General features: G+C 47.2%; 19 protein-coding genes and 1 pseudogene. 10 read left to right on the forward strand and 10 right to left on the reverse strand.

Translation table 11 applies throughout. The annotated features are described in order from the left end of the window. Position 1: 1 nt before the first annotated feature. From accB to Q335_RS0101720, 3 genes are all read right to left on the reverse strand, one after another. Entirely contained in the window at positions 2-490 is a 489-nt protein-coding gene (gene accB, locus Q335_RS0101710) for an acetyl-CoA carboxylase biotin carboxyl carrier protein (RefSeq protein ID WP_028357152.1), read from the reverse strand. Positions 491-540: 50 nt separating this feature from the next. After that, a complete protein-coding gene (gene aroQ, locus Q335_RS0101715) occupies positions 541-999 on the reverse strand; it encodes a type II 3-dehydroquinate dehydratase (RefSeq protein WP_028357153.1) in 459 nt (152 codons plus the stop codon). 73 nt (positions 1,000-1,072) lie between these two features. Further along, positions 1,073-1,648 (reverse strand): TlpA family protein disulfide reductase, encoded by a 576-nt coding sequence (locus tag Q335_RS0101720; RefSeq protein ID WP_051532224.1) that lies wholly within the window; start codon positions 1,646-1,648, stop codon positions 1,073-1,075. 124 nt (positions 1,649-1,772) lie between these two features. Here Q335_RS0101720 and mpl point away from each other — a divergent pair, with 124 nt between their 5' ends. The 7 genes and pseudogenes from mpl to Q335_RS0101755 all read left to right on the forward strand — a co-directional run bounded on the left by mpl (position 1,773) and on the right by Q335_RS0101755 (position 9,324). Further along, positions 1,773-3,146, forward strand: a complete 1,374-nt coding sequence (mpl, locus tag Q335_RS0101725; RefSeq protein WP_028357155.1) for a UDP-N-acetylmuramate:L-alanyl-gamma-D-glutamyl-meso-diaminopimelate ligase — start codon at positions 1,773-1,775, stop codon at positions 3,144-3,146. A gap of 19 nt (positions 3,147-3,165) precedes the next feature. Then, on the forward strand, positions 3,166-3,738 hold the full coding sequence (locus Q335_RS0101730) for a YqiA/YcfP family alpha/beta fold hydrolase (protein WP_028357156.1): 573 nt from the start codon (positions 3,166-3,168) through the stop codon (positions 3,736-3,738). A gap of 26 nt (positions 3,739-3,764) precedes the next feature. After that, positions 3,765-5,690, forward strand: coding sequence for a ribonuclease catalytic domain-containing protein (locus Q335_RS0101735; RefSeq protein WP_028357157.1), 1,926 nt, complete (start codon positions 3,765-3,767; stop codon positions 5,688-5,690). Continuing rightward, entirely contained in the window at positions 5,687-6,532 is an 846-nt protein-coding gene (gene aroE, locus Q335_RS0101740; RefSeq protein WP_028357158.1) for a shikimate dehydrogenase, read from the forward strand. The genes Q335_RS0101735 and aroE overlap by 4 nt, the downstream gene beginning before the upstream one ends. A gap of 157 nt (positions 6,533-6,689) precedes the next feature. Continuing rightward, positions 6,690-7,226, forward strand: a pseudogene (gene mtgA, locus Q335_RS10365) (monofunctional biosynthetic peptidoglycan transglycosylase). Between the two features lie 93 nt (positions 7,227-7,319). After that, positions 7,320-8,480: an LPS export ABC transporter permease LptG gene (gene lptG, locus Q335_RS0101750; RefSeq protein ID WP_028357159.1), complete on the forward strand. Its 1,161-nt coding sequence runs from the start codon at positions 7,320-7,322 to the stop codon at positions 8,478-8,480. Continuing rightward, positions 8,473-9,324 carry a symmetrical bis(5'-nucleosyl)-tetraphosphatase gene (locus Q335_RS0101755; protein WP_038369211.1) on the forward strand — a complete coding sequence of 284 codons (852 nt, stop codon included), beginning with the start codon at positions 8,473-8,475 and terminating at the stop codon, positions 9,322-9,324. Before lptG ends, Q335_RS0101755 begins: the two co-directional genes overlap by 8 nt. 49 nt (positions 9,325-9,373) lie before the next feature. Here Q335_RS0101755 and Q335_RS0101760 read toward each other — a convergent pair whose 3' ends face one another. The 7 genes from Q335_RS0101760 to Q335_RS0101790 are packed head-to-tail and all read right to left on the reverse strand — an operon-like array spanning position 9,374 to position 14,095. Then, positions 9,374-10,120, reverse strand: coding sequence for a lysophospholipid acyltransferase family protein (locus Q335_RS0101760; RefSeq protein WP_028357161.1), 747 nt, complete (start codon positions 10,118-10,120; stop codon positions 9,374-9,376). Further along, the gene (locus Q335_RS0101765) at positions 10,120-11,406 is read right to left on the reverse strand and encodes a dihydroorotase (RefSeq protein WP_028357162.1); all 1,287 of its coding nucleotides are present in this window, start codon (positions 11,404-11,406) and stop codon (positions 10,120-10,122) included. Before Q335_RS0101765 ends, Q335_RS0101760 begins: the two co-directional genes overlap by 1 nt. Beyond that, complete coding sequence (locus tag Q335_RS0101770) at positions 11,403-12,356, reverse strand: aspartate carbamoyltransferase catalytic subunit (RefSeq protein ID WP_028357163.1); 954 nt, start codon at positions 12,354-12,356, stop codon at positions 11,403-11,405. Before Q335_RS0101770 ends, Q335_RS0101765 begins: the two co-directional genes overlap by 4 nt. Next, the gene (pyrR, locus tag Q335_RS0101775) at positions 12,357-12,872 is read right to left on the reverse strand and encodes a bifunctional pyr operon transcriptional regulator/uracil phosphoribosyltransferase PyrR (RefSeq protein WP_028357164.1); all 516 of its coding nucleotides are present in this window, start codon (positions 12,870-12,872) and stop codon (positions 12,357-12,359) included. It lies immediately after the preceding gene. Positions 12,873-12,929: 57 nt separating this feature from the next. Beyond that, positions 12,930-13,325 (reverse strand): Holliday junction resolvase RuvX, encoded by a 396-nt coding sequence (gene ruvX / locus Q335_RS0101780; RefSeq protein ID WP_028357165.1) that lies wholly within the window; start codon positions 13,323-13,325, stop codon positions 12,930-12,932. Then, positions 13,318-13,893 (reverse strand): YqgE/AlgH family protein, encoded by a 576-nt coding sequence (locus Q335_RS0101785; RefSeq protein WP_028357166.1) that lies wholly within the window; start codon positions 13,891-13,893, stop codon positions 13,318-13,320. Before Q335_RS0101785 ends, ruvX begins: the two co-directional genes overlap by 8 nt. A gap of 37 nt (positions 13,894-13,930) precedes the next feature. Next, positions 13,931-14,095, reverse strand: coding sequence for a rubredoxin (locus tag Q335_RS0101790; protein ID WP_028357167.1), 165 nt, complete (start codon positions 14,093-14,095; stop codon positions 13,931-13,933). 147 nt (positions 14,096-14,242) lie between these two features. Between Q335_RS0101790 and Q335_RS09965 the strand changes: the two genes are divergently transcribed. The 3 genes from Q335_RS09965 to hemL are packed head-to-tail and all read left to right on the forward strand — an operon-like array spanning position 14,243 to position 17,028. Beyond that, positions 14,243-15,052 carry a bifunctional hydroxymethylpyrimidine kinase/phosphomethylpyrimidine kinase gene (locus tag Q335_RS09965; protein WP_051532227.1) on the forward strand — a complete coding sequence of 270 codons (810 nt, stop codon included), beginning with the start codon at positions 14,243-14,245 and terminating at the stop codon, positions 15,050-15,052. Beyond that, positions 15,049-15,723 (forward strand): thiamine phosphate synthase, encoded by a 675-nt coding sequence (gene thiE, locus Q335_RS0101800; protein ID WP_028357169.1) that lies wholly within the window; start codon positions 15,049-15,051, stop codon positions 15,721-15,723. The genes Q335_RS09965 and thiE overlap by 4 nt, the downstream gene beginning before the upstream one ends. Positions 15,724-15,735: 12 nt before the next feature. Further along, entirely contained in the window at positions 15,736-17,028 is a 1,293-nt protein-coding gene (gene hemL, locus Q335_RS0101805) for a glutamate-1-semialdehyde 2,1-aminomutase (RefSeq protein WP_028357170.1), read from the forward strand. The last annotated feature ends 112 nt before the right edge of the window (positions 17,029-17,140 follow it).

The raw sequence follows: 17,140 nt of genomic DNA on the forward strand, positions 1-17,140 counted from the left end.
ATTAGCCAACGATAAACAACGGTTGACCATATTCAACCGGTTCACCATTTTCTACTAAGATCTTTTTGATGATACCTGAACAATCAGATTCAATTTCGTTGAGCAGCTTCATGGCTTCGATGATGCAAAGTGTTTCGCCTTCGGAAACGCTGCTACCCACTTCAACATAGGCGGGAGAATTTGGGTTAGGTGCACGATAGAACGTACCCACCATTGGAGCTTTGATGACTTGACCTTGTGGTTCTGGTTCAGAAGCAGGCGCTGGAGCCGCCGCATTAGAAGCGGGAGCGGGGGTTTCGGGAGCGGGTGCGGGAGCATATGTAGGCATGGGTGCAGGCGCTGGCGCATAAAACGATTGCGTCGTGCCTTGCGGACTTGGTGGTGTGGTTTTTACGATTTTAACCTTGCCTTCACCTTCGGTGATTTCGAGTTCGGCAATCTCTGAATCAGAGACCAAGTCAATTAAGGTTTTAAGTTTTCTAAGATCCATAAATCATTCCATGGGCTGTAAATATTTAAAAAATATGAAAAACTCAAACACTAACATCCGTCTGGCGAGTTGGTGCTCTTGAGTTGTTGGGCAAAATAACACAAAGCGGCTTCGTAGCCGTATGCGCCTAAACCACAAATAACGGCCTGCGCCAAATCCGACAAATAGGAATGATGGCGAAAGGCTTCACGTTTATAAACATTCGATAAATGTACTTCGATAAAAGGCAGGTTAACCGCAGCCAAGGCATCACGAATCGCTACACTGGTATGCGTGTAGGCGCCTGCATTAATGATGATGCCAGCAAATTTATGTAAAGCGTTTTGGATATGGCTAACGAGTTCACCCTCAGAATTACTGTGCACGCATTGTATCTGAAGACCTAATTGGCTGGCACGTTGCTCTAGCCTGTGTTCAATATCTGCTAAGGTGCTGTGACCATAGATATGCGGTTCCCGCAATCCCAACATATTGAGATTGGGACCGTTGATGATAAGCAACTGTTCCATGCGAGCGACGTTATTTTAATGCTATTTAAGGGTAATTTCTAGTAATTTTGACTATTTTAATCTTATCTTGCACTTAAGTCGATATTTTTTGTAGCACTTGCTGAAGTTTTTCAGGGTTGAGCTCGCCTAGAATTTTGTGAATGACTTGGCCTTTTTCATTGAGAATGAGCGTAAAAGGCAGACCGCCTTTGGGGTTACCTAATTGACGCATAAGCTTAAGGAACTTGGGTCCCCCCACGAGCAATGGATAAGACACCTGAACTTTTTTTTGGAAGTTTTGTATATTCTCGGCGCTATCGATTGCAAAACCCACCACATTCAGCTTGGGGTGCTGTTTGGCGAGCCGATCGAGCTCAGGCATTTCACGAACGCATGGGCCGCACCAGGTAGCCCAAAAATTCACAATCGTCACCTTGCCTTTGAGTTGCGACAAGGCAAAGTTTTGCCCCTTAAGGTCTGGCAATTGCAAATTATAAAGCTGACTCAGTGCCTGCGCTTGAGTCGCAGCCGTGTCTTGGCGCTGAGCGCTCGCACTCGACAATGCCGGCTGCGCCCAACTGTGACTACTCACACAAAGCGCCAGCAATGCCAGCCAAAAGCCAGTCAACAACAGTCGCCATGATGCGCCGAAAAATTGTCCTCGTTTCATGAGTTTGGGTACTCCATCCTATAAAATACTGACTTATTTTAAACAATCTGCGTCCTTCTGAAAACTCAAGCGGGACGCGGCATATGTGGGCGTATTTCGTTAAAATATGCGCAGGAGAAACTTTATGCATATTCATATTTTAGGTATTTGCGGCACGTTTATGGGCGGGCTCGCCTTGGTGGCGCGCTCAGCCGGTCACAAAGTGACGGGCTGCGATGCTAGCGTGTATCCCCCTATGAGCACGCAGCTCGAGCAACAAGGGATTGAATTGATCGAAGGCTTTGGCACTGAACAGTTGGCCCTTAAGCCCGATTTATATATTGTGGGCAACGTCATCACCCGTGGTAATCTCTTGATGGAAGCCATTCTTAACCAAGGCCTACCGTATACCTCTGGTCCTCAATGGTTAGGACAACATATTCTGCAAAATCAACATGTATTGGCTGTCGCAGGCACGCATGGCAAAACTACCACGAGTTCTATGTTGGCTTGGATTCTGCAATCCGCAGATCAGCATCCTAATTTTTTGATTGGCGGCGTGGCTCCCGATCTTGACGTTTCAGCGCGCTACCGGCCTGAATCTAAGCTATTTGTGATAGAGGCCGATGAATATGATACGGCGTTTTTTGACAAGCGCTCTAAATTTGTCCACTATCGCCCACGTACGGTGATTTTGAATAACCTAGAATATGACCATGCGGATATTTTCCCTGACCTTGAAGCCATCCAACGGCAATTCCATCATTTAGTACGGATCGTACCCAGCCAAGGTCTCATCTTAAGTCCCGCCAATGACAGCAATTTACAAGAAGTCTTAGCGATGGGCTGTTGGTCTAAACAAGAATTCACTGGTTACCAACAGGACTGGGAAGCGGCGGACATTAGCTTGGACGGCTCGCAATTTACTGTCGTCCACAAAGGTCAAGCCCAAGCGCAGATCAATTATCGTTTTAGTGGCCGTCATAACGTCCAAAACGCGCTGATGGCCATAGCGGCCGCGCACCATGTCGGTATTGGGATTGAGCAAGCGGTGCAAGCGCTAAATCACTTTACGGGTATTAAGCGGCGTATGGAGTTGCGCGCCACCATTAATCAGATCAAAATCTATGATGATTTTGCGCATCACCCAACGGCTATTGCCACTACCTTAGATGGCTTACGGCATCATGTGGGCAAAGCCAGAATTATTGCCGTCTTGGAACCACGCTCTAACACGATGAAACTCGGTACCATGGCAGCGAAATTACCACAAGCACTGGCGCAAGCCGATGCCGTCTTTTGCTATGGCGAAACACATGGTAAACATGCTTTGGGCTGGGATCCTGAGCAGTTATTTGGTCATGAGCAACACAAAATTCGCGTCAGCCATGATGTTGATCAATTAGTCTCTGAGATTGCCGCCATGGCTCAACCTCAGGACCATATTGTCATTATGAGCAATGGCTCTTTTGCCAATATTCACAATAAATTAATCGAGGCACTCAAGCACCCATCCTAATTGTTCTAGAGTATTATTTATGCTTTTATATTTACATGGTTTTCGCTCTTCGCCCTCATCGGCCAAGGCTCAACTGCTGCACAAGACTATTCAGGCACAGGCCTTAGATATTCATTTTGTGGCACCACAACTGCCTGAGTCACCGCTATTGGCCATTGAAACTTGCCTAAAATTGATCGCAGAAAACAAAGCCGAAGACGAATCTTTAATCGTGATGGGTTCCTCTTTAGGCGGCTACTATGCTACTTGGCTCGCCGAAAAATTAGCCTGCCCAGCGGTACTCATCAATCCGTGTATCTATGCCGCCCGTGATCTATCTACTCAAATAGGCCAAACCCAGTACTATCATACGGGCGAACCGTTTTGCTTTACGAGCCAGTACGTCAAGGAACTGGCACACTTATTTGTGCCCAAGGTACATGCAGAACGTTATTTATTACTCGCGGGCACGAACGATGAACTGCTCGATTGGCAAGAAATGGTAGCGCGCTATCAGGGTGCCAAGCAGGTAATTGCTCAGGGGCAAACGCATGCCTTTACCGATTTGCAGGCCTATCTACCGACTATTTTTGACTTTATTCTTGCTCATTAGGGCACAGCTAGCACGGATTAGTTTGAATGCATTTAATCTACGAAGACAGTTCCCAATTTAAAATTGCCAGAATTCTTTCGGAGGCAGAGAGCTCTTTACAAATAGAAAATGAATCGGGTAAACGCAGTAAAATCAAAAGCAATCTGGTGATTTTTCGTTTTGAAAACAAGCCTAGCGACATGATGAGTCAAGCCCAAGCGATCAGCGACGAATTAGATCAAGAGTTTTTGTGGCAATGCGCACCTAGCGAAGAATTCCATGTCGATGAATTGGCTCAGGATTATTTTGGTGAGCAGGTGAGTGCCACCGAAAAATTGGCCATGCTGCTCAAACTCCACGAGCACCCCGTGTACTTTCATCGTAAGGGCAAAGGCAAATACCGCACGGCTCCCGAAGACATCTTACAAGCGGCTTTAGCGGCTCTACAAAAAAAACAACAACAAGCTGAGCAGCAAGAGGCATGGGCGGCACAATTCCAAAATCTACAAGTCCCCGAAGAACTCGCCAACACAGTGCAGACGTTTTTGACTCATCCCGACAAAAATAGCTTGGCCTGGAAAGCCTTTGATCAAGCCTGTCAGGCCTTAGGTATGACGGTGCCACAGTTATTATTGCAATTAGGGGTCTATCCGCATGCCTTGGCTTTACATTGGACGCAGTTTTTAGAAAACCATTTCCCAAAAGGCACGGCCATCGCACCCACCGCACTCGATTATGCGAGTGTGAACCTAGAAGACTTACCTATCGCAGACGTCGCGGCCTATTCTTTGGACAATAGCAGTACTACCGAGATTGATGATGCCTTGGCAGTACAGGCTCTGGGTGATGACATTTACCAAATCAGTGTGCATATTGCAGCGCCGGCGCTTTTGATTCAACGTGATAGCGAAGCCGACAAACTGGCCAGACAACGCATGTCTACGGTGTATGTTCCGGGCACAAAAATTCCCATGCAAGCCGATAATGTGATCGCGGCGTTCTCTTTGGACGAAAACAAGTTGCAACCCTGCGTTTCCCTATATATTAAGTGCAATATAGCGAGCGGCGAGATTCTAGAAACTTGGGATAAGATTGAACGTCTGCAAGTCAAACAAAACTTAAGAACTGATCAGTTAGAGGCTGATGTCAGCGTTGCTGCCCTCGAAGATGAAGAGCAAGCCCTACCCTTTGCTGAGTTCTTACGTCCACTTTGGCAAATGCGCGCGCACCTATGCGCCCGACGCGAGCAAGTGCGTGGCAAGCCTATTCATAATGATTTTATTGAATATAGTTTTGAGTTAGAGGGGCCCGCCGATGATCCCGCCTCTGTGGTGCTTTTACGCGAGCGCCCTCGCAATGCTCCCCTAGATTTACTCGTACAAGAATATATGTTGTATGCCAATCAACATTGGGCGGGCTTACTCAAGCAGCTTAATCTCAGTGGTATTTTTAGATCCCAACAGGGCGGCCGCGTACGGCAATCTACCTATCCGGGCGTACATGAAGCCATTGGCGTAGAACAATATGGGTGGATGACCTCCCCCTTGCGTCGTTATGTTGACTTGCTTAATCAGCAACAGCTTATCTGTGCCATAGAACATGGGGTGTCGGCGCGGCTAGTCGCGCCTTATCCTGCCAAGTCTGTCGATCTAATGGCCATTATCGCGCAGTTCGAAACTACTTATACGCATTGGCGTAATTTTCAGGAGAAGATGGAGCGCTACTGGTGTTTGCGCTGGATTGAACAACAGCAGATTCACCATGCCCAAGCGGTCGTGACGCGCGATAATTGGGTTCGCTTTTGTCATATGCCCTTGAGTTGTCCTCTTAATGATTTGCCAGACTTGGCGCGGGATACCGTCGTTGACGTTGAAATAATGGGGTGCGATTTATTAACCCTAACGCTGGATTGTCGCTACCAAAAAGTACTGCAAAGCCCTCAGGTTACCCATCAAGAACAGGAGTCAGCATGAGTCTCTATCAGTTTGCCGTGTTTGGCAATCCAGTGGCGCATAGCGTCTCACCCCTATTGCACCAGTTTTTTGCGCAGTCTTGCGGAATCTCTTTGCAATACCAAAAAATCACTGTACCCGAGGATCAATTCTCAAACTATGTGCAGGACTTTTTTGCCAAAGGCGGCCGGGGCCTCAATATCACCGTACCGTTTAAACTACAGGCTTATGATTTAGCCCAGCAGCTGTCTGCTAGAGCTCAAAGTGCACATGCAGTCAATACCCTGTGGATGTCTGATTCGCAGTTACAGGGTTGTAATACGGATGGGGTTGGCCTTGTCAATGACCTAAAACGCTTGCAACGAGACTTATCCCAGAGTCGTGTGCTACTGATTGGCGCGGGAGGTGCGGCGCGTGGTGCGGTCTTACCGTTATTGCAAAGCTCTTGCTCTGCCCTACATATCGCCAACCGCACGGCGCACAAGGCCCTCAATCTCATGCACACGATGCACAAGCATGCCAGTTCAGAGCAACAACTCAGCGCCAGTGGACTCGATGAGCTAGCGCAACTTGAGACACGTTTTGACATTATTATCAATGCCAGCGCCAGTAGCCTGCATGGCCAAGCCTTGTGCTTGCCTAAACACCTCTATAGTGCCGATTGCCTAGCCTACGATATGCTTTATAGTGCCAATGGCCAAACCGCTTTCTTAGAGCAAGCCGCTGTCGATGGCGCCTCACAATGTGCCGATGGCCTTGGCATGCTAGTCTACCAAGGGGCCGAAAGTTTTTATATTTGGCTGCAACAACGTCCAGACGCTGCCGGCGCCCTGCAGTATCTGCGTCACACCCTACAAGCTTAGTATGTCGGATTCATCTTCACTTTTTGCTGATTTATCACCGCGCAAATTACTGCGCCTCGCGCTGCTTGCATTATTGGGAGCCTTTTTACTATTACAGCTATGGTATTTATTCTGGGTCTTGATATTTAGTTTTAGTACGCCTTTGAGTACAGCCTTTATGCGTAGCGAAGCGGTGCGCCTTAAGCAATTAAAACCGCCAGTACAAATCCAGTACCAGTGGCGCGATTATGAACAAATTAATGATTCCATTAAACACGCCGCCATTGCCGCCGAAGACAGTCGTTTTATTCAACATCATGGCTTTGATTGGTCGGCCATGATGGACGGTTGGCAGCATAATCAAGCTCACAGCCAAAACCTACGCGGTGGTTCGACCATTACACAGCAACTGGCTAAGAATTTGTAAGAGGCAATCATTACCTTGATGATTGAACTCCTAATGAGTAAGCAACGCATTCTTGAGCTGTACTTGAATGTGATTGAATTTGGCCAGGGAATTTTTGGGGTACAAAGTGCCGCACAGCATTATTTTGGCATTGATGCCAAACAGCTTAATGCTGATCAGGCCTCACATTTGATTGCCTTATTACCCAATCCGCGTGTCTATGGTAAAAACATCCATAGTCAATATATCAATATGCGTAGTCGCAAAATCCGTGCTCGTTTGCGCAGTAGCCAGTTGCCAACACCGTAGACTACTAGCACTTCCTGCGCTAACCCGCAAAATCTTAACTGTTATGCATTCTCGTTAATCGGTTATGATTATATTTATTTGATTTAAAAACTCATGAAAACCGCACGTCATTATCTTGCCAGAGAAATCTACCGAAGCACCGCGGGCTGTTTGTTTATGCTGGTCGCTTTGTTTCTATTTTTTGACATGATAGAAAACCTAGATAACCTGAGCAAAAACTTCACTTTTTGGAATCTACTGCAACTACAAGCGATCAGCATCCCCAAGCGGATGTTTGATATGCTGCCAATAGCCTTGTTAATTGGTGCTGTGATCAGTCTTGCTAGCCTGGTACAACGCAACGAAATCACTATTTTGCGAGTCTCTGGCGTCAGTAGCTCGCGCTTTATTGTTAATTTATGGCTGATTTGCATCCCCTTGATGATTTTTGCGGCCTTGCTATCAGAATTTATTACGCCCTATGCCGAGACCAAGTTGGCACAAGCACGCCTGCGCTTTTTAGATAAATCCTCTGGGAGTACTTTGTCTACAGGTTTTTGGTTCCGCGAAAATCTCGACAATGAGCTACGCATCATTAATGTGGTGAAGTTACAATCCGACAAGGATATCTCGCAAGTGCGTATTATTAATCTCGATAGCAACAACGGCCGCATCAAAGAAATGCTTTATGCCCAAGAGGCACATTTCACCACCGACAATGATATTGAGCTCATCAATCCTATTATTAACCGTAATGTCACCAATCTCGAGGACTATTTGGCTGAAGGCAAGGATGTCAGTAAGCAAATTGCGCAATTTAGTACTCAACCTAGCCTAGTGGTCCACACCACCCTTACACCCAAACGGCTACAAGCGGGACAACTCGATCCCGATCGTATGTCGACCCGAGAGTTACTCGATTACATTGATTTCCTCAAAAGCAATAACTCACAATACGAGCGACAAACCATTGCGATTTGGCGCAAACTTTCTTATCCTTTTACGTTACTGGTCATGATTACCTTAGCCGCGCCGATTGCGTTTATACAATCGCGCAAAGGTGGTGTGGGCGCTAAAATCTTCTTTGGTATATTGTTGGGCCTATGCTTTTTTATGATCAACCAGCTATCCTTAAACGTCGGTATGCTCAATAATTTACCCGCTTGGTTAACCGCTACGCTACCGAACATCATTGCACTGATCATCGCCTTTACGGCTTTATTTTTAATTGAATCCAAAAACAAACCTAAACGTAGAAAGTATCGCCATGTCTGACAACAAACTAAACCACAAAACCTCACCAAATATTTGGGCTGTCGGAGATATTCAAGGTTGTGGCGATACTCTAGAGCGTTTACTCGCCGAACCGGCCATCAAAAAAGATAAAACGGCACAGATCTGGTTTGCTGGTGATCTCGTTAACCGCGGCCCCTCTTCTGCCAAGGTTTTGGATCTCATCATGCAGTTGGGGGACCGCGCTCGTTGTGTGCTGGGTAATCACGACTTACATCTGCTGGGCGCTTATGCGGGTGTGCGTGAACTCAGTAAAAGTGACACGATTCAAGATATTTTGCAGCACAAACAAGCTAAGCACTATATTGACTGGCTCAGAAAGCAGCCCCTCGCGCATTATGATTATCAGCATTTAATGGTTCATGCAGGCGTAATTAACCACTGGGACGTTGAGAAATGCCTCAAAATGGCTAATAAAGTCAGTAAAGTGCTACGTGCAGATGACTGGCAAGATCATATGGCGGAATTATTTGGTAATGAACCGTCATTTTGGCAGCCAGGCATGGGCAAAAAAGCCAAGCGCCGTTTTGCCGTGAATGTCTTAACTCGTATGCGTATGTGCGAACCTAACGGTCGTCTCAACTTTAGTCTCAAAAACGCGCCTAGCAAATACGACAAAGAAACGGTGCGTCCGTGGTTCGATTTAGCCGATCGCAAAACCGCAAACACCACGATTATTTTTGGTCATTGGTCTACCCTCGGTCTTTATATTCACAAACATTTACTCGGTCTCGATACGGGTTGTGTTTGGGGGGGCACATTGACAGCCATCCGCCTCAATGACCGCACCTTGGTCCAAATTCCAAATCGTGAAAAACGCCTATAAGCGTGGTGCCATTATCCAGCACAAAAAAAACGGCGTTAACGCCGCTTTTTTAGTCTTGTTCAAGAATGGCTTGAATTTGCTGTTTGATTTTTTCACCCACCTCGGTGCGCGAGGCCTGCACCTCCTGGTTATTTTTAGTGACCGGCTCCAAAAAGTGTGCAGTTACCGAAATATTGCGGCTGCTGAGTAAGACCCAAATATTATGTACTAGGGTTTGCTCACCTACAAATGCTACCAAACCACTGCGCTGATCATTGTGACGATAGACTAAGGCCACAGGTTGAATTTGTACCTTGGCCTGCAGAGGCGCTGACAACAGACCGTGATGAATGTTGAGCATTCCAAAACCTTCACTCGTGGTGCCTTCTGGAAACAAGCCAATACAGTAATTTTGCGTTAAGAGGCGCTGCAATTGCTGAGCAATGGCAGAAACCACGTTACGATTGCCCCGCTCAATAAAAATCGTGCCTACCACCGCCACTAACCAACCGATAATCGGCCAATCACGAATCTCTTTTTTGGCGACAAATATAGTGTTACGAACGCTATTAAGAATAAAGACATCTACCCAGGAGACATGATTAGCGACCCACATCACGGATTCTTGGCGCACAGGTTGGCCGCGAATAATGATTTTGACGGCACAGCAATGCATCAACCATCGTGACCACCATGACACCATGGCATCTCGTTTTTGGCGATTAATAAGTGGCAAAACAGTGGCGGCTAAGCTGATCCCTAAAATTAGATGTAAAACCAATAAAATCACACGATAAGAAAATCGTAGTAATGCCATTACTGCGCCTGCCATAAAATACGCCCACCCACAATGGTTGTCTGCACTCTACCTGGTAATTCATAGCCATAAAACGGCGTATGTACACTACGACTGTGTAGGTTCTGAGCATTCACAGACCAGTGGCATGAAGGATCAAACAAAACCAGATTGGCTAAAGAGCCCGGGCTTAATTGCCCTATCGGTGCTAACTCTGGCGTACCCCGACGTAGCACTGACGCTGGATTAGCGGTAATGGTTCGTAAGGCTTGCAACACCGGAACTTGTGCTTGCTGTGACCACTTATGTACTGCAGAAAGCAACAGTTCAGCACCCACTGCACCAGCTTGAGCTTCGGCAAATGGCAGATTTTTATACTCGTCAGCAATCGCGGTATGGTCAGAGCAAATGGCATCGATCGTACCATCCAATAGCCCTGCCCGAATGGCTTGTCGATCTGCATCAGAACGCAATGGCGGGTCTAATCTAAAATCGCTATTGAAATAGCCAATATCAATATCAATAAAGTGCAGTTGATTGATAGAAACATCGGCACTCACCGATAAACCTGACGCTTTGGCTTGACGGATCAACTCAATGCCTTCTGCACTCGAAACGCGACAAATATGAATATGAATATCAGCATTGCGCTGTAACTCAAAAATACTATGTAAGGCAATCGTTTCGGCCTGAGTCGGTACACCTTGTAACCCTAAACGTGTAGCAAACGCGCCACTTGCCGCCACGCCCTCGGATAAAGATCGCTCCAGAGGACGCAACCATAAGCTGTATTGATAACTACTGGCATATTGCATGCAATTATTTAATACGGCTAAATCCGGTAAGGCCTTATCTGCTTGAGAAAAAGCCACACAACCGGCTTGATGCAACTTACCCATTTCGGTGATTTTTTGTTCTTGCAGGCTTTTGGTTAGTGCACCTAAAGGATACACTTGGGCTTGTTGTAATAATTGCGTACGACGTTTGAGCATCTCTACGAGTATCGGCTCATCCAATACGGGTGTCGTATCCGGTGGTAAAACCATACTCGTGATACCACCTGCTAAGGCGGCACGCATCTCTGTCGATAAGGTAGTGGTCTCTTGAGAACTTTCATTGAGGCGCAAAGCCAGATCGACTAAACCCGGCAAAACCCACAAATGACTAGCGTCGATGACCTCGTCGGGGGTGAAATCAGGCACGTGTTCGAGCGCTAAAATACGTCCACCCGCAATGCACACATCGGTTTGCTTATCTAAATTAGTGTTTGGGTCTAGCACCCTACCATTTTTAATTAGTATTTTCATTGACTGGCTCCAGCGACAATGCTCATGACTGCCATACGAACAGCAATCCCAAATGTCACTTGATTAAGAATCACGGCTTGCGGTCCATCGGCCACTTCAGAGGCAATCTCAACCCCACGGTTCATAGGACCTGGATGCATGACAATGGCATCGGGTTTGGCTAACTGTAGCTTTTGGGCAGTGAGACCATATTGTTTGAAGTACTCTGCCGCTGACGGTAACAAAGCACCTTGCATTCTTTCATTTTGTAGGCGCAACATGATGACCACATCGACGTCCTTAAGGCCCTCGTTCATATCGGTGTAAATTTGCACCCCCAACTCTGCCATATCTGCAGGCAACAATGTCCGTGGTCCGATGGCACGAATTTCGGGGACACCTAAGGTCGATAGGGCGTGAATGTCTGAACGTGCCACCCTTGAGTGCACAATATCCCCCACGATAGCGACACGTAAATTGTGAAATTCTTTTTTGTAGTGACGGATGGTATACATATCCAACAAAGCCTGCGTTGGATGGGCGTGACGACCGTCACCGGCATTCACCACATGCACACCTGGTTGCACATGCTGAGCAATGAGATACGGTGCACCACTGGCTTGATGCCTGACGACAAAGACATCGGCTTGCATGGCCGTCAGATTGCTAATTGTATCTAGCAAGGTTTCACCCTTGGCCGTTGAGGAAGCGTTGATATTGAGGTTATAGACGTCAGCCGATAAACGTTTCGCAGCGATTTCAAAGGTTGTGCGGGTACGGGTGGAATTCTCAAAAAACAGATTAAACACACTTTTACCGCGCAACAAAGGCACCTTCTTGATGTCCCTATCCGCTAAAGGCACAAAACTTTCTGCCGTGTGTAAAATTTGCTCGATAATACGCCGTGGCAGGCCTTCGGTGCTTAATAGGTGTGTGAGTTCACCATCCTTGTTTAATTGTGGATTATGCACTTAAGCGACCTCTTTTAAAGTGATGTCGAAGATATGTTGTTGATTTTGTTGTAACTCAAAATAGCGATGCGCTGGGAGCTCAAAAACACCGCCGCAAACATCCGCCTGTATCGGTAATTGACGACCACCGCGATCGATAAGCACCGCAAGATTAATCGTTTGGGGCCGACCATAATCAAACAACTCATTGATGGCAGCGCGCACACTGCGACCGGTATACAAAATATCGTCAATCAGGATTAAATGTTTATGTTCAAGATCGAAATTGATTTGGCTGGGCGCCACCTGGCTATGCAAACCGATTTTGTGGAAATCGTCGCGATAAAAACTGGTATTAATAAAGCCGAGTGGAGTGCTGATTTGAAGGTCTTGTTGTAAGCGTTGCGCAAGCCAAGCGCCGCCTGAATAAATGCCAATTAAATGCGTGTCTTGGGGGGAGTACTTGTGCAGAAGGTCGGCAACCCCTTGCTTGAAGTGCTGATATAAATCCTCTGCCTTAGGAATCACATGATCCATTGTCTCAGTCCATATCCATTGAATACAGGCAATGATTTTAACACTCTGTCACCAATACTAGGAGAGTGTATCCAAATAGCGTTGCAAAATAATAGCCGCCGCAGCGGCATCATCGACGTTTTTGTAACCTTGGATAGTTTGTGCCTGCAAACTAGAATAACGCTCATCCACCATTTGCACCGGATAATCAAAACGGCCTTGAATTTGATTTGCAAACCTTTGCGCTTGACGTGTGGTTAATTGCTCTTTGCCCTCGGCATCTAAGGGCAGGCCGACAATCACCAAATCCGGTTGCCAGGTCTGTAATTCTTGCTCCACTAATTGTAGACGCCGCGCTTTAGTTTCGGATTTAAGGACTTTAAGGGGACGAGCTTCTTTGAGGATGGAGTCACCAATAGCCACACCGATTTTTTTGAGACCAAAATCAAAGGCTAAAAAAGTTTGCTCAAGCATGGCCAGAGACGTCGCTAAGTTGGGCAGGATCAATCCCCATCAGATTAAGTACGGCCTTGTAGCGTGCGGGAATTGGCGTCTCAAAGATAATGCGATCCTCGGCGGGTAAGGTCAACCAACTATTCTCAGCCAGTTCAAGTTCGAGTTGCCCCTTAGACCAGCCCGCATAACCCAGACAAATCAAATATTGCTCTGGGCCTTGATGGGTCGCGATGTCTTCGAGGATGTCACTGGAGGTCGTGATACCTAGGCGCTGGTTGCTAATGGTCGAACGATAGTGTTGCGCGGCGTCGAGTTTGTGTAAGACAAACCCGTGATTGAGCTCGACCGGGCCACCAAAAAACACCATTTGCTCAGAAAGACTAACGCTATCTTGCTCACTTTTGAGTAATTCGTTGGCGCTGATATTGGTCGGCCGATTGATAATTAAACCAAAAGCGCCTTCTGGCGAGTGCTCACAAACATACACCACCGCCCCATCAAATAGGTCTGAGTGCATGCCAGGCATGGCCAGCAAAAAATGGTGGTTTAAACTGGTGAAGTGAGGTTGATAAGTACTATGTGCCATACAACATCCACACGGTAGAGACGGTCAATGACAGGCCTTAGATGGCCATCATTTCAAAATCTTCTTTGCGCGCACCACATTCTGGACAGGTCCAGTCAGCAGGCACGTCTTCCCACTTAGTGCCCGGCGGGATCCCCTCCTCGGGACAGCCGAGCTCCTCGTCATAGACCCAGCCACAAATAATACACATCCATGTTCTCATATAAATCTCATTTAATTAATACGTAATACACCAACTTCTATTATAAAACGTTAGCTTTATTCATGCCGTGCTAACACTTTATGTAGTTTTATCAAGCTGAAAAGACTAAAATTTAATTTTGTGATGGTTAAAGAAAATTCAAGTACTATGCCTCATACTGTACCTGTGGTCATGACGTTTAATTTGTTTGATCCTGTCGGGCGTGCTTGGTTACCCGCCGAAGCGGCTGACATCATCCACCAAGGTTGCCAGCCCTTAAGCGTCTTAACCGCCTTATCCAACCAAGACTCCAGTGGGCTTGAAGACCTCACGCCCATAGAAAGTGAATGGATGGAGGACCAAGCCCGTTGTCTGCTCGAAGACATACCCCCAGACATCTTTAAGGTCAGCGGTCTCTTTGATCCCAGCACATGTGGCACGGTGGCTAAGATCCTCATGGACTACGAAACTATACCCGCCGTCGTCGTCATCAATCCCGCCTTTTTGGCACAGCTAGAGGATCAAGACGAAGATAATGAGCTCACCGTCACCGGGGTTATGCATTTAGTGGCGCCCTTGGCCAAATATGTCGTCATCAATGGCCGCTACATTGAACCATGGCTACCCAGTGACTACAGTATCGACGAATACCTCGAGTCACTTTTCGAAAACGGTGTGCAATACACCGTGGTGCTTGGTGCCAGTAAAGACTCCTTTGCCGAGAATTATATATGTGAGTCCAATGGCCGCCAGTATACATTGCCAAGCCTCCCTAGCCATTTAAATCACGTCGAAAACACCGATATTTTTTCTACGATTTTTTGTTGTCAACTATTACACACCGAGGATGTCCTACAAGCGGCCAAATACAGTCTGCATCAGGTGCGTAACATGCAAGAAAAAGCTTTTAGTTTGGGTATGGGACGGGCTCAACCCAAACGTCAAGTCACGTTGCCAACGCCTAAGGAGAACCCATGACAACCACTGCCCTTACCCTACCTCAGGGCTTGTATGGCATTACACCTGACTGGCAAGATTTTACGCGCCTCAAAGCAGCCGTCGAGCAAGCCTGCAAGGGCGGCATGAAAATCCTCCAATGGCGCCAAAAACATCTGTCTTTTGAGCAATCCTTGCAGTTAGCGCCGCAGATGCGTGAGCTTTGCCATCGCCATGGCTGTCTGTTTATTGTTAATGACTCCTTGGAACTCGCACTCCAGTGCCAAGCCGATGGTGTGCACCTGGGTCGTGACGATGATGACCTCAAAACCGTGCGTCAGCGTTTACAGCAATTACAGCGCTCGATGCTAGTAGGAGTGAGTTGTTATAATGAACTTGAGTCCGCCAAACAAGCCGCTGCTATGGGCGCTGACTACATGGCTTTTGGGGCTGTCTATCCGTCTAGCACGAAACCCAATGCGACTCATGCTGAGTTGCGTTTATTTACCGAGCTCAAAGCCTATCTAGACCAGAAATATCCTCCGCAAGCCGCTCATAAGCGCCCCGCTATCTGCGCCATTGGTGGCATCACCAGCGCCAATGCCGCTGCCGTGGTGGCGGCTGGCGCTGACTGCCTTGCCGTGATTACCGGACTTTTTGAAACCGAGCAAATCCAAACGACCGCTCGTTTTTTTAGTGACTTATATAACTAAGCAAGAGATTTTATGTCAAGCAATCAAGCCTTATTTGAACGCGCCCAACACTCTATTCCTGGCGGCGTCAATTCCCCAGTCCGTGCCTTTAAATCTGTCGGAGGCACTCCACGTTTTATTAGTAAAGCCCAAGGTCCCTATATTTGGGATACCGAGGGCACCCAGTACATTGACTATTTAGGGTCGTGGGGGCCTGCGATTGTGGGCCACAGCCACCCTGAGGTGGTTGAAGCAGTACAAGCAGCAGCCGCCAAAGGCTTATCTTTTGGTGCCCCTACCGAAGGCGAGATTTTGATTGCAGAGACCATTTGTCAGCGTCTGCCATCGATTGAAAAAATTCGTCTCGTCAGTTCCGGTACCGAAGCCACGATGAGTGCGATTCGCCTAGCACGCGGGGCAACCAATCGTCGCAAAATTATTAAATTTGAAGGCTGCTATCATGGTCATGCGGACAGCCTATTAGTAAAAGCGGGCTCAGGCCTACTGACGTTTGGTAACCCAACATCGGCAGGCGTACCCGAGGAGTTCATCACCCACACTATCGTGCTTGAGTACAACAACCTTGAGCAAGTTGAACAAAGCTTTGCCGAATTGGGTTCGGATATTGCCTGCGTTATCGTCGAACCTGTCGCCGGCAATATGAATTTAATCAAACCTAAGGCTGGCTTTTTAGAGGGCTTGCGACGCCTGTGCGATGCCCATGGAGCGCTCTTAATTTTTGATGAGGTCATGACCGGATTTAGAGTGGGCCCTCAAGGGGTACAAGGGCTTAGTGGCGTCACACCTGACCTCACTACCCTAGCCAAAGTGATTGGTGGTGGTATGCCTGTGGGGGCCTTTGGGGGTCGTGCCGAGATTATGGATAACATCTCACCTTTAGGTGCGGTCTATCAAGCGGGCACACTCTCTGGTAATCCAGTGGCAGTGGCGGCCGGCCTTAAAACCCTCGAAATTCTAGCCCGTGATGGTTTTTATGAATTTTTAGGAAAGCAAACCTCTCGTCTAGTCGAAGGTTTATGTCAAGCGGCCAAAGACCATGGTGTCAATTTTAGTGCTGACTCTGTGGGCGGTATGTTTGGCCTGTACTTCCGCGATCAGATTCCAAGCTCTTTTGCAGAGGTGTCTGACGCTGACACAGAACAGTTCAAAATCTTCTTCCATAGCATGCTAGAACAAGGCGTGCATTTAGCACCTTCTGCTTTTGAAGCCGGCTTTGTGTCTGCCGCGCATAGCGATGACGTCATTGAAGCCACACTACAAAAGGCGCAAACCGCTTTTGCAAAAGTAGCCGAATCAATCGCCTAAACACCATAAAATCAATCACTTAAAACCGCTATCGCCGCATAAGTGATAGCGGTTTTTTGCGCTTGACAAGCTATTTAATTTGATACATGATAATTTTTTGAAAATACAGAGG

Source organism: Brackiella oedipodis DSM 13743 (assembly GCF_000621025.1).
GTDB classification, from domain to species: Bacteria; Pseudomonadota; Gammaproteobacteria; order Burkholderiales; family Burkholderiaceae_B; genus Oligella; species Oligella oedipodis.